Origin of the sequence: Micromonospora terminaliae, assembly GCF_009671205.1 — a bacterium.
GTDB classification, from domain to species: domain Bacteria; phylum Actinomycetota; class Actinomycetes; order Mycobacteriales; family Micromonosporaceae; genus Micromonospora; species Micromonospora terminaliae.
In genome coordinates this window covers 1,336,920-1,355,121 of the sequence record NZ_CP045309.1, presented here as the reverse complement: position 1 = coordinate 1,355,121, position 18,202 = coordinate 1,336,920, and the positions used below count along the sequence as shown (strand labels likewise).

Sequence of the window (18,202 nt, the reverse complement as noted above, 5' to 3'; positions counted from 1 at the left end):
GTGGTCAGGCGCGGGGCAGCCGCGGGATGGCCGGGATCGCCGCCGGCGCGGCCGGTTCGTCGGCGGGCTGGCTGGCCCGCAGCTCCTCGATCCGGGCGGCCAGCCCGGCGACCGTGGGGGTCTCGAAGAGGCTGCGCATGGGCAGCCGCACCCCGGTGGCCTTGCGCATCGCGGCGATCAGCTGCACCGCGACCAGCGAGTTGCCACCGAGGGCGAAGAAGTCGTCGTCCACGCCGACCTCGGTCACGCCGAGGCCGTCGCGCCACACCTGGGCGATCGTCTTCTCCAGCTCGGTCGAGGGGGTCGCCGAGCCGCCGCCCGTGCCGGCCCCCGAGGTGGCGGGGGCGTCGGTCTCCGCCTCCAGGCTGTCCGTGGTCACCCGCGCCGACCGGCGCCGGATGTCGGCGACGGTGCGGGTGGCGATGACCACCTGGGCGCCCAGGCCGGCGGTGAGGCTGCGGCGGAACGCCTCGGCGCCGTCGACCGGCCGGATGTCCTCGGTGACCGGTGCCGGGGCGGCGGCGGCCGGGGCGTCGGCGAGGCCACCGGTGACGGCGCCCTGGTCCACCTTGCGCAGCACGAAGTCGCTCACGGCGACCAGTTCCCGGCCGTCGGTGTCCCGCAGCGACAGGTCGGCCGCCACCACCTCCTCGGTGGCGCTGGGCCGGTGCCGCAGGTGGCTGTGGAAGGTGGCCGGCAGCGGCCCGCGTACCACGATCCGCCCGTACGACAGCGGCAGGTAGGTGCCGGAGCCCTGGCCGCGGCCGAACGCGGTGGCCACGTCCAGCAACGCGGGGTGCAGCCCCCACGAGGGCAGGTCGCCCAGCGCGGCGGCAGGCGCCTCGACCCGGGCCAGCTCCTCCCCCTCGGCCAGGTGGTGCTCGGCCAGGGCGGCCCAGCGGGGGCCGAAGGTGAGCATGCTGGTGCGGCCCCGGCCGAACGAGGCGTCGTCGTCGACCCGGCGGCCCGCGACGGTGGGCGTCCCGGCCGGCGGGGCGGCCTCGGTGGTCCAGCCGGCGGCGCCGCGCACGTGGGTGCGGAGCCGGCCGGCGGCCAGGCTGGCCACGGTGAAGTCGACCCCGTCCTCGGTGGGGGTGAGCTCCACCCGGTACTGGGCGACCGTGCCGTCCGGCACCGAGAACGGCTCCAGGAAGACCACGTCCCGCAGCTCCACTGCGGCGTCCGGCGCCGGGGCGGGCAGCGCGGCGGTCACCGCGGCCCGCACCGACTCCAGGTGGGCGGTGCCGGGCACCACCGGCACCCCGCCGATCCGGTGCTCGTCGAGCAGCCAGTGGGTGCTGGCCGACACCAGGCCGTGCAGCACGGTGCCGTCCGGGCCGGTCACCCGGGTGGTGAGCACGGGGTGGTCCACCGGGGCGGTGACGGTGTCCCGTCCGGCGGCCCGGAAGGCGGCCGGGGCGTTCGTCTCCACGGCCATGCCGACCTCGGCCCAGCCGCCCCAGTTCTGGGACACCACGGGGGCGCGGAAGCCGGTGCCGGCCCGCGCCCAGGCGTCCAGGAAGTTGTTCGCCGCGCAGTAGTCGACCTGGCCGAACCCGCCGATCACCGCGGTGATCGAGGAGCAGAGCGCCACGAAGTCCAGCGGCAGGTCGCCGAACACCTGGGCCAGGGCGAGGGTGCCGGCGAGCTTCGGGGCGAGCACCCGCTCGGCCTCGGCCCGGTCCTTGATCTCGGCCATGCCACCGCCGGGCAGGCCGGCGGCGTGCACGATGCCGTCCAGCCCGCCGAACCGCGTCTCGGCGGCCTCGCGGACGCGGCGCAGGTCGTCCGGGTCGGTGACGTCGGCGGCGAGCACCAGCACCTCGGCCCCGGCGGCCTCCATCCGGCGGATCGCCGCGACGGCCCGGCCGGCGCGGTCGGCGCCGCCGTGCACGGCCAGGTGCTCGTCCCAGCGGTCCCGCTCGGGCAGGCCCGAACGGGCCAGCAGCACCAGCTTGGCGCGGGCCCGGCGGGCGAAGTCCTCGGCCAGGGTGACGCCGATGCCGCCGAGGCCACCGGTGATCAGGTAGCGGCCTTCCTCGCGCAGCACGCCCGGCTCGCCCTCGGCGTCCACGGTGACCTGCTCGTAGCCGGCCACCCAGCGCCGGTCGCGGCGCAGCGCCACCTCCGGGTGCTCCGGGTCGGCCGGGGCGCGCAGCTCGGCCACGAGCGCGGCGACCCCGCGCGCGGCGGTGTCCGCGTCGACCAGCCGGACGGTGAGCCCGGGCAGCTCCACCGGGAGCACCCGGGCCAGGCCCGCCAGGGTGGCGTGCTCGGGCCGGACCAGGTCGTCGCCGCGCACGTCGCCGATGCCGGCGGTGACCAGGTCGAGGCGGACGCCTGCCTCGTCGGCGGTCAGGCCGGCGCCGGCGAGCGCCTGCACCAGGTGCAGCGCGCTGAAGAAGCCCCGATCCTGGGCGGCCCAGGCCGCGGCGATGTCGGTGCCGGCCGGCTCGCCGTCGAGGGCGTACGCGTGCACGATGCGGCGGGGCAGGTCGGCGCCGAGCGCGGCGACCAGCGCCTCGTGGTCCTCGCGGACGCCGGGGCGCAGCCGGAAGCCGGTGGCCGTGGCGGCGAAGGCGTCGCCGGCGCGTACCTCGACGGGGTCGTCGCCGGCGGCGCGCAACGCCGCGACGAGCGCGTCCCCGCGCGGGCCGTCGGCCAGCACGAGGCATCGGCCCAGCGGGTCGACCGTCCGCGCCGGGGCGGCCTGCCGCCACACCGGCACCGCGAACCACTCCGGCAGCGGCCGGGGGCCGGTCTCGACCGGGGCCGCAGCATGCTCCACCGGGTCGGGGTCGACCCAGTAGCGGCGCCGCTCGAACGGGTAGGTGGGCAGCGGCACCCGCCGGGCGTCGGGGTCGGCGGCCAGGGTGACCGGCACCCCGGCGCACCAGAGCGCGCCGGCGCTGCCGAGCAGGGTGGCCAGGTCGCCGGTGTTCTCGCCCGGCCCGGGCAGGCTGGCCAGCGGGGTCAGCTTCCGCTGCGCCTCGGAGGCCTTGGCGACCTGCATCCGGGCCAGGTTGGCGAGCTGGCGGCCCGGGCCGCACTCGACCAGCGCCCAGGTGCCCTCGGCCAGCAGCGTGGCCACGCAGTCGCCGAAGCGGACCGGCCGGCGCAGGTGCGCGGCCCAGTACGCGGGGTCGGTGGCCTGGGCGTCGGTGATCCAGGTGCCGGTCACGTTGGACAGGAACGGGACGGCCGGCGGGCGCAGCGGCACGCTCGCCATGAGCGCGGTGAACTCGTCGAGGATCGGGTCCATCATCGGCGAGTGGAAGGCGTGCGAGGTGCGCAGCAGCTTGGACTTGTTCTTCCCGCCCAGGCCCGCGGCGAACTGCTCGACCAGCGCGGTCTCGCCGGCGACCACGCAGGTGCCCGGGCCGTTGACGGTGGCCACCGACAGGCCCTCGGGCAGCCGGTCGGCGACGGCCGACTCGTCCAGCGTCACGGCGAGCATCGAACCGGCCGGCAGCGAGTGCATGAGCCGGCCGCGGGCGGCCACCACCCGCAGCGCGTCGGGGAGGGTGAGCACGCCGGCCACGGTGGCGGCCACGTACTCGCCGATGGAGTGGCCCAGCATCGCGGCCGGGGCGACCCCGGCCCGCTGCCAGGCGGTGGCGAGGGCGTACTCGACGGTGAACAGGGCGGGCTGGGTGTAGCGGGTCTCGGTGAGCTTCTCCCCCGCCTCCGGGTCGCGGCCGAGGATCAGGTCCCGGATGTCCAGGCCCAGCTCGGGGCGGAGCAGCTCGGCGCACTCGTCCACGGCGGCCGCGAACACCGGGTCCTCGGCGTACAGCTCGGCGCCCATGCCGGCGTACTGGGAGCCCTGGCCGCTGAACAGGAAGGCCACCCGCGGGGCGGGGCCGTCGACGGCGCCCCGGTGCGCCTTGCGCTTGTCGCGCAGGGCGGCCGCCGCGGACGGCAGGTCGCCGGCGACGACGGCGGCGCGGTGCGCGTACTGCTGGCGGCCGACCCGCAGCGTGTGTGCGACGTCGGCGAGCAGCCCCGCGCCGCCTCCGGCGGCCCCGAACAGGTCGGCGCCGCCTCCGCTGCCATGTTCCAGGTGGTCGGCGAGGCGCTTGACCGCGGTGTCCAGCGCGGTCGGGGTCTTCGCCGAGACCTGGAGCAGGTGCGCGGGGCGGACCCGCCGCTCGGTCCGGTACCCGGCCGGCGCCTCCTCCAGCACCACGTGCGCGTTGGTGCCGCCGATGCCGAACGAGCTGACCCCGGCACGCCGGGGACCGCCGTCGGTGTCCCACTTGGTCAGCGTGTTCGCCACGTAGAAGGGGGTGTCGGCGAAGTCGATGCCCGGGTTCGGGGTCTCGTAGTTGATCGTCGGCGGGATCAGGCCGTGCTCCATGGCCAGCACCGTCTTGATGACGCTGACGATGCCGGAGGGCTGGCTGAGATGGCCGATGTTGGACTTCACCGAGCCGATGCCGCACCAGCCCCGGTCCTCGGTGTCCTTCGTGTACACCGCCGAGAGGGCGGCGATCTCGATCGGGTCGCCGAGCGCCGTGCCGGTGCCGTGCGCCTCGACGTAGCTGATGGTGCGCGGGTCGATGCCGGCCAGGCCGACCGCCTGGGCGACCGCCTCCATCTGCCCGTCGATGCTGGGGGCCGTGAAGCCGACCTTGCCGGCGCCGTCGTTGTTGATGGCGTTGCCGAGCACCACGGCACGGATGGTGTCGCCGTCGGCGATCGCGTCGGAGAGGCGCTTGAGCAGGGTGACCCCGACGCCGCTGCCCCAGACCGTGCCGTTGGCTCCGGCGTCGAACGGGCGGCAGCGGCCGTCCGGGGAGGTGAAGCCGTCCATGCCGAGGTAGCCGATGTGCGGCAGCTCGATGTTGACCCCGCCGGCCAGGGCCATGTCGCACTCGCCGTTGCGCAGCGCCTCACAGGCCAGGTGGAACGCCACCAGCGAGGTGGAGCAGGCGGTGTGCACGGTCAGGCTGGGGCCGCGCAGGTCGAGGCGGTAGGAGACGTTGGTGGCCACGTAGTTCGGCGAGTTGCCGGTGGCCAGCGAGACGGCGCCGTGCGGGCTGCCGCCGACCCGCTTGTTGCGCAGCACGTTGCGGTGCAGGTAGGTGTTGCCGCCGGTGCCGGCGTAGACGCCGACCGCGCCGTCGTAGCGGGCCGGGTCGTAGCCGGCGTCCTGCAGGGCCGTGTAGCAGGTCTCCAGGAAGAGGCGGTGCTGCGGGTCGGTGATCTCGGCCTCGCGGGCGGTCATCCCGAACAGGCCGGCGTCGAACTCGTCGTAGCCGTCGACCAGCGGGGCGCGGTTCACCCAGCCGGGGTCGTCGACCTCCTCTGGGGTGGCGCCGCGGGCGATCTGCTCCTCGCGGGTCAGCTCGGTCACCGACTCGACGCCGTCGACCAGGTTGCGCCAGAACTCGTCGACGTCGCCCGCGCCGGGTAGGCGGGCGGCGAGCCCGACGATCGCGATCGGTTCGATGCCGTCGTCGGTGGTGGGAATGTCGTTCTGCATCGGGTTGTCCTTAGCTCACGCGGTGCGTCGGGGAGGGGTTACGGCGTCACGGCTGGTTCGGTCGTCGGGGTGGGGTACGGCGGGCCCGGCCACGCCGGGCGGCCGCGCGCAGCGCGGCGCGGGCCAGTTCCGGCCGGTCGGCGGCGCCGTCGAGGCTGGCGGCGAGGGCCCGCACGGTGGGGTGGCGGAACAGGTCGAGCATGGTGAGGGAGCGGCCGGTGGCCTCGGTTAGCCGGGCGTGCACCGCGGCGAGGGCCATCGAGTGGCCGCCGATGTCGAAGAAGTTGTCGGCGACGCCGACCCGGTCCCGGCCGAGGACGTCCCGCCAGATGCCGGCGATCAGCTCCTCGGTGGCGGTGAGCGCGTCCGGCCCGGTGGGCAGCGGGGCCCGGGCCGGTTCGGCGGCGGCCACGGTCATGGCGCCGAGCGCCGCCACCCGTACCGCCGGGCGCGGCAGCTCGGGGGCGACCCGGTCGGTGGGCGCGTCCGGGTCGGCCGCGAGGGCGCCGACCAGGTCGGCCAGGTCGGCCAGGAGCGCCTCGATCCGGGCGGCGTCGAACAGGTCCGGGTTGTGCACCACCTCGACCCCGGCCCGGCCGTCGCGTTCCACCACGTAGACGGTGATGTCGAACGGCGAGCCGGGCTTCGGCACCGGCGCCGGCTCGACCGTCAGGCCGGTCAGCGCGAGCCGGGGCGGGACGAAGTTGAGCACGTTGAACAGCACCTGCACGAGCGGGGCGCGGGACGTGTCCCGGCCGACGCCGAGCGCCTCGACGATCCGTTCCAGCGGCGCGCCCGGGTGCTCGGTGACGGCGTGCAGCTCGGCGGCGCACCGGTCGACCAGCTCGGCGAAGCTCGCCCCGCCGGTGCGGACCCGCACCGGCACCGTGTCGATGAAGAAGCCGATGACGTCGTCGAAGGCGGCCAGCCGCCGGTCGGCGACGATCGCGCCGAGCACGTGGTCGTCGGCGCCGGTGAGCCGGTGCAGCAGCTCGCCGAAGCCGGCCAGCAGCACGGCCGCCACGGTGGTGCCGCGCCGGGCGGCCAGGTCGCGCACCGCCCGGTCGGCGGCCTCGGTGAGCCGCACGGCGGCCTCCACGCCGGCGTAGGTCTGCACCGCCGGGCGGGGGCGGTCGCGCGGCAGGTCCAGCACGGTCGGGGCGCCCGCCAGGTGGTCGGTCCACCAGGCCAGGTCGGCCGCGCCGCGGCGGCGGTCCCGCTCCGCCCGCCAGACCGCGTAGTCGGCGTACGTGGCCTGCAGCGGCGGCCCGGCCGGAGGCGCACCGGCGACCACCCGGGCGTACGCGGCGGCCAGCTCGTCGTAGAGCAGCGCCTCGGACCAGCCGTCGAAGACCGCGTGGTGCAGGGTGATCGCGAGCACGTGGATGTCGGGGGCGAGGCGGTAGACGGTCACCTGCCAGGGCGGCCCGGTGGCCAGGTCGAACGTGTGCCCCGCGCCGGCCGCGAGCATGGTGGCCAGTTCCGCCTCGGCGTCGGCGGCGCCGGTCAGGTCGACCACCGGCACGGCCACGTCGGTCGGCTCCTCGCGGACCGCGTACGGCACCCCGCCGGTCTGCGGGATCCGCCAGCGCAGCACGTCGTGCCGCTCGGCCACGGCCCGCAGCGCGGCGCCCAGCGCGGCGGTGTCCAGCGGCCCGTGCAGGCGGTGCGCCACCGCGATGTTGTAGGGCGCGCTGGACGGGGCGAGCTGGTCCATGAACCAGAGCCGCCGCTGCGGCGGGGAGAGGGTGGGCGGGTTGCCGGTGGTCAGCGCGTCGCCGTCGGCGGGGTCGGCGGCGCGTACCCGGTCGACCAGCGCCGCGAAGGTCCGGTCGGTGAACAGCACCCGCGTGTCGACCCGCCGGCCCAGCTCGGCGCGGAGCGCGGCGACCAGCCGCATGGCGGCGATGGAGTTGCCGCCGGCGGCCAGGAAGTCGCTGTCCGGGCCGGGGTTCGCGCCGAGCAGCCGGGTCCAGAGCCGCCGGACCGCCGCCTCCACCGGGTCGCCGCCGTCGGTCTCCTCGGCCGCCTCGGGTGCGGCCGCGGCGAGCGCGCGCAGCGCCGCCCGGTCCAGCTTGCCGCTGGTCGGGCTGACCGGCAGCGCGGCCAGCCGCACCGTCCGGGCCGGCAGCATCGCGGTGGTCAGCCGGGGCCCGGCGTACGCCCGCAGCGCCTCGTCGCCGGGCGCGTCCGCGGGGGTGAGGAAGGCGACCAGCTCGGTGCCGGCCGGGCCGGGCGCCGCCTCCACGGCGACCCGGTCGACGCCGGGGTGCCCGGCCAGCACGGCCTCGACCTCGCCCAGCTCGATCCGCTGGCCGCGCACCTTCACCTGCCGGTCGGCCCGGCCCAGGTAGACGATCCGGCCGTCGGGCGCCTGCCGCACCAGGTCGCCGGTGCGGTAGAGCCGCTCCCCGGGCCGGTCGCCGAACGGGTCGGGGACGAACCGCTCGGCGGTGAGCCCGGGCCGGTTGAGGTAGCCGTCCGCCAGGCCGGGCCCGCCGATCAGCAGCTCGCCGGTCTCGCCCGGCGGCACCGGGCGCAGGTCGGCGTCCACCACGTACGCCCGGTGGTTGGGCAGGGGCCGGCCGATCGGCACCGGGTCGGTGTCGGCGGGGGTGAGGTCGCCGCTGACCGCCAGCACCGTGGTCTCGGTGGGGCCGTAGCCGTTGAGGAAGCGCCGGCCGGGGGCCCAGCGGGCGACCAGCGCGGCCGGGACCGCCTCGCCGCCGCAGAGCAGCACCCGCCAGGTCGGCAGCTCCGCCGGGTCGAGCAGGGCGAGCACGGTCGGGGTGATGAAGCCCCAGGTCACCTCGTGTACGGCGAGGAACCGGGCCAGCCGCACCGGGTCGGTGCGGTCGTCGGCGCCCAGCAGCTGCACCGCGCCGCCGAGCAGCAGGGGCACGAACAGGTCCATGGTGGCCGCGTCGAAGCCGAGCGAGGCGATCCCCAGGCTGCGTACCGAGGCGTCGGCGCCGGTCAGCGCCACGACGCCGGTGACGAACTCGACGGCGTTGCGGTGGGTGGTGAGCACCCCCTTGGGCCGCCCGGTGGAGCCGGAGGTGAACAGCACGTACGCCGGGTCGCCGGGACGCGCCGGGCAGGGGACGAGGGGGGCCGGGCCGGGCAGCCCGACCGTCTCGACGCCGGGCTCGTCGCCGAACTCGGCCGCCGCGGCGTCGCCGACGACCACCCGGACCCCGGCGTCCCGGGCGATCTCGCGCAGCCGCTCGCGCGGGCCGCCCGGCTCCAGTGGCACGTACGCGGCGCCGGCCAGCAGCACACCGACCACGGTCACCACCAGGTCGGGGGTACGCGCGCCGCAGACCCCGACCCGGTCACCGGGGACGACGCCGCGCTCGCGCAGGGCGGCGGCCACCCCGGCGGCCCGGTCGACGAGCTGCCGGTAGGTCAGCCGGGTGTCCCACTGGCGCACCGCCACGGCGTCGGCGGTGCGGGCGGCCTGCGCGGCGATCAGGTCGGCCAGGGTGGCGTCGGGCCAGGGCAGGTCCGCCCCGTACGCGGCGCTGACGGTCAGGATGTCGGTCACCCGTGGTCTCCCCGGTGCTCGGCTGGGTCGGTGATCTGGAGGCGGAGTTCGTTGACGTAGCCGCGGCCCTGCGCGTCGGTGATCCACGACCGGGCCGGGTCGGGCAGCAGTTCGGTGACCACCACGGAGACGTCGGGGCCGGTGCGGGCGGCGGCGTCGACCATGGCGCAGAGCGACCGGGCGTGCAGCGGGCCGGTCAGGTCCACGTAGCAGGGCTTGACCTCGGTGCCGATCTTCACGAAGACCCGCTCGGGCAGGTCGAGCCGCTGCCGCAGGCGGCGCACCGCGAGGTAGCGCTCGGCGTCACCGGTCGTACCGGCCAGGCCGGACTCCCCGACCGTGGTGCGCCAGGTGCGCCGGGCCACGACCAGCCGGTCGATGGTGATGCGGGGCATGTGCGGGGCCGGGTCGAGCAGCTTGAAGCTGTCCAGCAGCAGCGCGGCGAACAGGTTGCCGAACACCTCGGTGAGCGGCCACCGCCGCCCGTCGGGGAAGACCGCGTCGAAGGCGGCGCCGGCACGCTCGATCCGCACGTCGGTGGCCGGGACGAGGCGGTCGAGGTCGGCGCCCCGGGCGGTGTCGATGCCGATCTGCCGGTCCTGCGGGCCGGTCAGCTCCCAGGTGGTCCGGGTGGTCAGGCGCGGGTAGTTGGCCGGGTAGACCACCCGGAGCCGGACCGGCCCGAGGTCGGCGTCGAAGCCGGCGCGCAGCACCGCCGGGTCCGGGTGGAACGGGGTGAGCACGGCGCTGTCGAAGGTGCTCAGGCCCGGGTGCAGCTCGCCGAGGACCAGCAGGAACTCGCCCCGGTTGAGCGCGTCGAGGTCGGCGGCGGCGATCTGCACGTCGGGGCTGTGGATGCGGGCGGACGGCCAGCCGGGACCGTCGCAGCTGAAGAGTTCCGCGGCCCGGGCGGCCAGGTCGGCGCTGCGCAGGGTCAGCTCGGCCTGCCCGGGCGGCAGGTCGGCCAGCCCGAACAGCTCCCGCCAGCGGGCGGTCAGCCCGGCGGCGGCGCGCTGGAGCGGACCGTCCGGGGCGAGCAGCAGCCCCTGGGCGGGCGCCCACACGTCGGCGAGCCGGACCGGGCCGTCCTCGGCCAGTTCGGCGTGCAGGTCGGCGACGACCGCCGTGCACGCCGCGCCGACCTCGGCGGTCAGCCAGCGGGCCGCGGTCAGCACCACGGCGAGCGGGTCGGCCAGTGCCTCGCGCACCGCCGCGCCCACCCGGACGTCCAGGTCGCGGTCGGTCTCCTCGTAGACCAGCGTGCGGCCGGCGTACATCTGGCCGGCGTGCCGGGTCACGGCGGTCCCGGTGACCGCCGTGAACTCGCTGTTCAGCGCGGCCAGCGCGGCGCCGAGCCGGTCCGGGTCGCCGGCCGCGGCGGCCACCGCGTCGCGGGCCGCGCGGAGCCGGTCCAGGCCCGCCTCGGCCGCCGCCCGGGCGGCCGGGTCACCGATCGCGGCGAGCCGCCCGGCCAGCACCCGCTCCGCCGCCGGGCTGGTGGGCAGGGCGGCGTCCCAGGCGAGCAGGCCCCGCTCGACGAGGCGGTCGAGCAGCAGGTAGCCGTCGTCGGCCGACCGCAGGTCGCCGGCCGCCCGGAAGCGCTCGACCAGCTCGGTGGCCGGGGTGCGGCCGTCGGCGGCGGCGAGCAGCCGGGCCTCCACCGGGGACAGCTCGACCGGCGGGTGCAGCGGCCGGTGCAGCGTGTTCCCGGCCACGGTCAGGTGCGGCGGCCGGGCCGGCGGCCACCAGCGGCGCACCGCCAGGTCGGCGCCGAGCCGGTCGGCGTACGCGGCCAGCGCCCACGCCTCGAAGTGGACCCGGCGGCGGCGGACCAGGCCCGCGCCGGGGGCGACCCGGGAGGTGGCGGTCTCCGGTTCGAGGGTGCCCCAGCAGACCGGCCCGAAGAACCCGATGGTCTCGGCCTTGCCGCAGTACCGCTGCCAGTACCGCAGCAGGCCCATCTCCCGCTTGCGGCGCCGGCTGTTGCGGACCGCCGGGTCGGTGCGCAGCAACCCGTCGAGGGCGACGAGCATGTCGGGGTTCTGCCAGGTGACCGCCTCGCGCAGCAGCGGGTCGGCGGCCACGTCGAGCGCCGCCGCGGAACTCTCGGTGGCCGCCTCCTCCAGCGCCTTCTCGAAGACCTCGCGGGCGCCCTCCCCGGCGAGCAGGGCGTCGGCCGCGGCGGCGGCCTCCGGGGCGGCGAACCGGTCCAGCCCGGCGGCCGGGAATCCGGCCGTCCGCACCACCGTGTCCCGCCAGACCGACCAGCCGGTCTCCCCCAGCGGCAGCAGGTGGCTCATCGGTTCTCCGTCCCCTGGGTGTCCACGATGTGCAGGCGCAGCTCGCTGAAGTAGCGGCGGCCGGCGCCGTCGGGCACCCAGGCCTGGTCGCTGGTCGGGAGCATCTCGCTGACGGTGAGCGAGACCCCGTCGCCGCCGTCGACCCGGGCGGCCCGGACCATGGCGCAGAACATGTTGGCGAAGGCCGGGCTGGACAGGTCCACGAAGCACGGCTTGGTCTCGGTGCCGAGCTTGACGTAGACCTGCTCGGGCACGCCGAGCCGGCGTCGCCAGTCCCGTACGGCCAGGAAGCGCCGCCGCTCGCCGGTGGCCGACGCCAGGCCGCTCTCCCCCACGGTGGTCCGCCAGGTCTGCCGGGCCACCACCAGCCGGTCGAGGGTGATCCGGGGCGTGTACGGCGCGGCGGCGACCAGCTTGAAGCCGTCGACCGCGTGCGCGCTGAGCAGCTCGGCGAAGACCTCGGTGAGCGGCCACCGCTGCCCGTCGGAGGCGGTGGCGACGAGCCGGCCGTCGACCTCGCCGACGGTGAGGTCCACGGTGGGCAGCACCCGGCCCGGCTCCCCGCCCGGCGCGTCCTGGAAGGCCAGGTGCCGGTCGGTGGGCCCGGTCAGCGACTCGGAGGTGCGGCTGGTCCGGCGCGGCCACTCGCTGGGGAAGAGCAGCCGCACCCGGCGCTCGCCCATGTCCTCGGCCAGCGCGGCGCGCAGCCGCTCCACCTCCGGATGGGAGGGGGTGAAGACCGCGCAGTCGAACGAGGACCAGGCGGCGTGCAGCTCGCCGAGCACCACGGTGAAGTCGCCCCGGGCCAGCGCCGCCGCGTCGGGGGCGCAGATCTGCAGGTCGGGACTGTGCATGACGGCGTTGGACCAGGTCGCCCGGGCGCCCGGGAAGACCGCGTCGACCCGGTCGGCCAGGTCGGCCACGCGCAGCCGCACGTCGGTGGCGCCCGGTGGCAGCGCGTCCAGCCCGAACAGCCCGGCCCAGCGGGCGGCGAAGTCGGCGGCGACCGCGTCGACCGGCCGCTCGCCCCCGCCCCAGAACAGGCCCTGAGCCAGGAACCACAGGTCGGCCAGCGCCACGGGACCGTCGCCGGTCTCGGCGCGCAGCTCCTCGTAGAGCCCCCGGAACACGTCGTCGTACGCCTCGGCGAGGGCGTTCGCCATCCACCGGGCGGCGCGCAGCAGCACGTCCAGCGGGGCGGCCAGCTCGGCCAGCAGCGGCGCGCCGAAGACCACGTCCAGGTCGCGGGCGGTGTCCTCGTAGCAGATGGTCCGGCCCGCGTACATTTGGCCGGCCCGGCGCACGGCCGGGACCCCGGTCAGCTCGGTGAAGGTGGCGTCGAGGGCGTCCAGGGCGGGCCGCAGCAGCACCGGGTCGCCGGCCGCCTCGGCCACCGCGTCCCGGGCGGCGCGCAGCCGGTCGAACCCCGTCTGCGCGGCGCCCCGGGCGGCCTCGTCGCCGATCGCCGCGATCCGGTCCGCCAGCACCGCCTCGGCGTCCGGGCTCACCGGCAGCGCCGCGTCCCAGCTGATCAGCTCCCGCTCGACCAGCCGGTCGAGCAGCGCGTAACCGTCCTCGGGGCGGCGCAGCCCGATGGCCGGGTCGGCCACCAGGTCGGCGGCGGAACGGTGACCGTCGGCGGCGGCGAGCAGCGCCGCCTCCACCGGGGTCAGCGCCAGCGGCGGCCGGCCGGGGCGCAGCACGGTCCGGTCCCGCACGGCGAGGTGCGGGCGCAGCACCGGCGGCCACCACCGGCGCACGGCCAGGTCCGCGCCGATCCGCTCGGCGTACGCGGCGAGCGCCCAGGACTCGAACCAGACCCAGCGCCGGCGGGTCAGCCCGGCGCCCGGGCGGATCCGGGCGATCTCCGGCTGGCCGGGGTCGACGGTCACCCAGCAGCTCGGGCCGAAGAAGCCGACCGTCTCGTTCTTGCCGCAGTAGCGCTGCCAGTACTTGAGCAGCGCCCGCTCGCGGTCCCGCCGCCGCACGTTGCGGGCCGCGTCGGCGCCGCCCCGGGCCAGCCCGTCCAGCGCGACCAGGGCGCCGCGGTTCTGCCAGGTGACCGCCTCGCGCAGCAGCGGATTCTCGGCCAGCTCGTTGATCCGCTGCGCGGCGGCGCGGACCGCCTCGTCGAACTCCTTGTCGTACCGGTCCTCGCCGCTGCCGGTGGCCAGCAGCTCGTCGGCCGCCGCGGCGGCCCGGGGCGCGGCGAACAGGTCCAGGCCGTCGGCCGGGAAGCCGGTGGTGCGCAGGATCGCGTCACGCCACACCGACCAGGCGGTGTCGCCGAGCGGCACCCGGTGCCCACCGCCGGCGGTCCCGCGGCCGGCGGTGCGCACCGGGTCCGTGCCCGCGGCCGGCGCGCCGGTGCGGGTGGTCGCGGCGCCGAGCGCCCCGCTGAGGTCGGCGCGGATCAGCGCGAGCAGCCCGGGGAGCTGGTCGTGCAGGAAGAAGTGGCCGCCGGCCAGCTCGTGCAGGGTGAACCCGGCGGCCGTGTGCTCGGCCCAGGCGGCGTGCTGCGCGCGGCTGACCGCCCGGTCGTCCCGGCCGTGGAACGCGACGATCGGCAGCGGCAGCGGCTCGCCGGGCACGTACCGGTAGTCGTCGACCCGGCCGAAGTCGGCCCGCAGCAGCGGCAGCAGCAGCTCCACCAGCTCCGGGTGGTCGAAGAACTCGGCGGGGAGCCCGCCGCCGTCGGCGAGCCGGCGCAGCAGCTCGTCGTCGCCGGCGCGGGACAGCCCGTCGAAGGGGCCCGGCGCGGTGACGTGCGGGGCGCGGGCGCCGCCGACGTAGAGCCGCAGCGGCAGCGGCGCGCCGGTCCGGCGCAGCTCGCGGACCACCTCGAAGCCGAGCCGGCCGCCCATCGAGTGGCCGTAGATGGCGTACGGGCGGTCGGCCCGGGCCGCGACGGCCCCGGCCACCTCGGCGACGTCGAAGCGCGGATCCTCGCTGATCCGGTTCTCCCGGCCGGGCAACTGCACCGGCAGCACCTCGACGTCCGGGCCGATCGCCTCCTGCCAGCGCCGGAACGCGCTGGCGCCGGCACCGGCGTAGGGCAGGCAGAACAACCGCACCGGAGCCTGGGGTCGGCTTCCGGCGGAGACGAACCAGTTCACCGCGGACCTTTCTGCACGGGGTCGATCCAGTACCGCTGGCGCTGGAACGGGTAGGTGGGCAGCCCGGTGCGCCGGACCGTGCCCTCGGGATGCAGGGCGTCCCAGTCGACGTCCCGCCCGGCGACCCAGTCGGCCGCCAGTTCGCGGAGCAGGCCACCCCCGCCCGCGATCCGGGCGCCGGTGTCCAGCAGCTCGTCCAGGCCGGCCAGCGCGCCCCGCAGGTCGGTGGCGACCACCGCGGCCCGGTGGGCGAAGGCCCGCCGTCCGAGCGCCAGCGTGGCGGCCACCGCGGGCAACGCCGGGGCGTCGCCGCCCAGGTGGGCCCGCAGGCGGGCCAGCGCGGCCCGCAACGCCGCTGGGGTACGCGCCGACACCGGCAGCAGCCACGGCCCGGCGCCGGGTGGGTCGGCCGGTTCGGCCGGCGGCGGCTGCTCCACCACGACGTGCGCGTTGGTGCCGCCGAGCCCGAAGGCGCTGACCCCGGCCACCCGGCGGGGGCCCTCGGGCCAGTCCCGCGCCTTGGTGGGCACGTAGAACGGGCCGGCTGTCAGGTCGATCTCCGGGTGCGGGCGGGTGAAGTACAGGTTCGGCGGGATCACCCCGTGCCGCACCGCGAGCACCGCCTTGATGAGCCCGGCGATGCCGGCGGCCGCGTCGAGGTGGCCGATGTTGGTCTTCACGGACCCGAGCGCGCAGGTCTCGGCGGGGGCGGCGCCCGCGTACACCTCGTGCAGCGCGGCGACCTCGATTGCGTCGCCGAGCGGCGTGCCGCTGCCGTGCCCCTCGACGAGGCGGACCTCCCCCGGCGCCACCTCGGCGGTGGCCAGCGCGTTGGCCACGGCGGCGGCCTGCCCGGCGGGCCCGGGCACGGCGAAGCCGGCGCGGTCCGCCCCGTCGTTGGTGACCGCCCAGCCGGGCAGGACGGCGTAGATCCGGTCGCCGTCGGCCTGCGCGTCGGCGAGCCGGCGCAGCGCGACCACCCCGGCGCCCGAGCCGAAGCCGGAGCCGTTGGCGCCCTCGTCGAAGGCGCGGCACCGGCCGTCCGGGGAGGCCAGCCCGCCGGGGGTGTGCCGGTGCCGGGGCCACGTGACGGTCACCCCGCCGGCCAGCGCCAGGTCGCACTGGTAGTCGGCGAGGCTCTGCGCGGCGAGGCAGACCGCGACCAGCGAACTGGAGCAGGCGCTCTGCACGGCCAGGGCGGGCCCGGTGAGCCCGAGCCGGTAGGCCACCTGCCCGGGCAGGTGGTCGGTGAACTGCCGGCCGATCAGCCGCGCTTCCCAGTCGTCCGGGTCGACGTCGCCGACCACGGCCGGGTTGTCCATGAGGTGGAACAGGAAGTAGCGGTTGGCGGAGGTGGCCGAGTAGACGCCGACCAGGCCGGGGAACCGCTCCGGGTCGTGCCCGGCGTCCTCCAGGGCCTCCCAGGCGGTCTCCAGGAAGAGCCGGTGCTGCGGGTCGGTCCGGGCGGCCTCGTCGGCGGCGAAGGAGAAGAACTCCGCGTCGAAGTCGGCGACCCCGTCGAGCCGGCCGACGGCCCGCACGTGGCGGGGGTCCGCGCGCAGCCCCGGCCCGACGCCCAGGGCGGCCAGCTCCTCGTCGGTGTGCTCGTGGATGGAGTCGACGCCCGTGCACAGGTTCCACCAGAACGTGTCCACGTCGGGGGCGCCCGGGAACCGGCCGGCGAGGCCGACCACGGCGATCTCGTCGCCGGTGTACTCGCGGGCCGCCGCGGTGGGCGCCACGGGCGCGGGCAGCACCGGGGCGCGGACCGCCTCCGGCGGGGCGTCGAGCAGCGCCGCCTGGGCGGCCACCGTCGGGTGGTCGAAGAGGCGCAGCATCGGCAGGCGCACGCCGAACCGCTCGGCGAGCCGCTGCTGCACCCGGCCCAGCAGCAGGGACTGCCCGCCGACATCGAAGAAGCTGTCGGTGCGGCCCACCGCCGGCCGGCCGAGCACCTCGCACCAGACGTCGTGCACGGCCCGCTCGGTGTCGGTGGCCGGCGCCTCCCCGGCCGGCACGTCGGGGTCGGGCAGCGCCCGCTCGTCGACCTTGCCGGTGACGGTGAGCGGGAACTCGTCGAGCACCACGACCGCGCGGGGCAGCGCGTACCCGGGCAGCGCGGCGGCGAGCGCGGCGCGCAGCGCGGCCGGGTCGGGGCGGTCGCCGGCCGGCCGGGCGTACGCCAGCAGCTCGCCGTCGCGGGCGATGGCGCGTACCCCGGCGACGCCGGGCTGGGCGGCGAGCACGGCCTCGATCTCGGTCAGCTCGACCCGGTGCCCGCGCACCTTGACCTGCCGGTCGAGCCGGCCCAGGCAGACCAGCTCGCCGCCGGGCAGCCGCCGGCCGAGGTCGCCGGTGCGGTACGCGCGCACCCCGTCGGCGTCCACGGTGAACCGGTCGCTGTCCTGGTTGAGGTAGCCGGGGGCGAGGTGCCGGCTGCGGACCACCAGCTCGCCGGTGTCCGGGGCCAGGTCGACCTGGTAACCGGGGAACGCGGTGCCGATCGGCAGCGGGCCGGCGAGGGCCGGGTCCAGCGTGGACAGCGGGAGCACGTGCCGGGCCACGAAGGTCATCTCGGTGGCGCCGTAGCCGTTGACCAGCCGGCAGTCGGGAGCGAACCGGTCCCGGCCGCGGGCCGCGTCGGCGTACGTGGCCTGCTCGCCGCCGAGCAGCACCACCCGCACCGCGTCGAGGCGCCGGTCGCCGAGGGTGTCGAGCAGGTAGCGGTAGACGGTCGGGGTGCAGTGCAGCACGGTGGCCCGGTGCCGGTCGAGCTGCGCCACGGCGTGGGCGAGCCCCTGGCGGCGCAGGTCCACCGGCACCACCGCGGCGCCGGTGAGCAGCGCCGGGTAGAGGTCGGGGATGGCGGCGTCGAAGCTGAACGAGGCGAGCAGGCTGAGGCGGTCGGCCGGGCCGATCCCCAGCGCGGCGATCTGGTTGTCGACGACGTGCGCCAGGTTGCGGTGGGTCTGCCCCACAGCCTTGGGCACCCCGGTCGAGCCGGAGGTGAACAGCACGTACGCCAGCGCGTCCGGGTCGACCGGGACGGGCCGCAGCGGCGCGGGCGACACCCGGTCGAGCGGCAGCACGGTCCGCCCGTCGGCGAGATCCCGGGCCAGCTCGCGGTGCTCGGCTGCGCAGGCCAGGGCGGTGACCCCGGCGGCGGCGAGCATGTGGCGCAGCCGGTCGACCGGGAAACCCGGGTCCAGCGGCACGTACGCGCAGCCCGCGGCGAGGGCGCCGAGCAGCGCCGCGACGGTCGGGGCGCCGTGGGCGGTGAGCAGGGCGACCCGGTCGCCGGGCCGCACGCCGGCGGCGACGAGCGCAGCCGCGTGTCCACCGGCCATCGCGGCCAGCTCGGCGTAGGCGACCTCGTGGGTCTCACCGAGAAGGGCCTTGCGATCACCGTGACGCGCCGCGATCTCGCCGAAACGATTGATGATCATCGGCTGTGCCATGTCAGCGGGCTGTGTGTTCCCCGTCGACGGCAGGCGCGCAGCGTTCGGTGAATGTGATCATGATCCCCCCCAGGACTTCACATTGGATGCAGAATAGAGCTCGATGTGTCGATGGGGAGGGCATTGACGGAGGTAAGACCGAAGGGATGACAACACGTGGAAGCTCGGCCGGAGGAATTCGTCCGATCATCCCTCTAGCGCGTAGACGATTTACGGCGTAAGCGGCTACTCACGAGTTATTTTACGGTGAAAATATTTCCTGGCCGTAGATTTTCCACAGCAACGGCCTCGTC

Annotated in this window: 5 protein-coding genes; all 5 read right to left on the bottom strand. The window is 76.7% G+C overall.

Annotated elements, in window-relative coordinates; genetic code table 11:
* Positions 1-4: 4 nt before the first annotated feature.
* From GCE86_RS06080 to GCE86_RS06060, 5 genes are read right to left on the bottom strand one after another with little or no spacing between them, the layout of a single operon-like run.
* Positions 5-5,488 carry a type I polyketide synthase gene (locus GCE86_RS06080; RefSeq protein WP_154226016.1) on the bottom strand — a complete coding sequence of 1,828 codons (5,484 nt, stop codon included), beginning with the start codon at positions 5,486-5,488 and terminating at the stop codon, positions 5-7.
* A gap of 46 nt (positions 5,489-5,534) precedes the next feature.
* Positions 5,535-9,035 (bottom strand): non-ribosomal peptide synthetase, encoded by a 3,501-nt coding sequence (locus tag GCE86_RS06075; protein ID WP_154226015.1) that lies wholly within the window; start codon positions 9,033-9,035, stop codon positions 5,535-5,537.
* Entirely contained in the window at positions 9,032-11,335 is a 2,304-nt protein-coding gene (locus GCE86_RS06070) for a lantibiotic dehydratase (protein WP_154226014.1), read from the bottom strand. The genes GCE86_RS06075 and GCE86_RS06070 overlap by 4 nt, the downstream gene beginning before the upstream one ends.
* Complete coding sequence (locus GCE86_RS06065) at positions 11,332-14,451, bottom strand: thioesterase domain-containing protein (RefSeq protein WP_154226013.1); 3,120 nt, start codon at positions 14,449-14,451, stop codon at positions 11,332-11,334. Before GCE86_RS06065 ends, GCE86_RS06070 begins: the two co-directional genes overlap by 4 nt.
* Complete coding sequence (locus GCE86_RS06060; RefSeq protein ID WP_154226012.1) at positions 14,448-17,909, bottom strand: AMP-binding protein; 3,462 nt, start codon at positions 17,907-17,909, stop codon at positions 14,448-14,450. Before GCE86_RS06060 ends, GCE86_RS06065 begins: the two co-directional genes overlap by 4 nt.
* Positions 17,910-18,202: the final 293 nt, after the last annotated feature.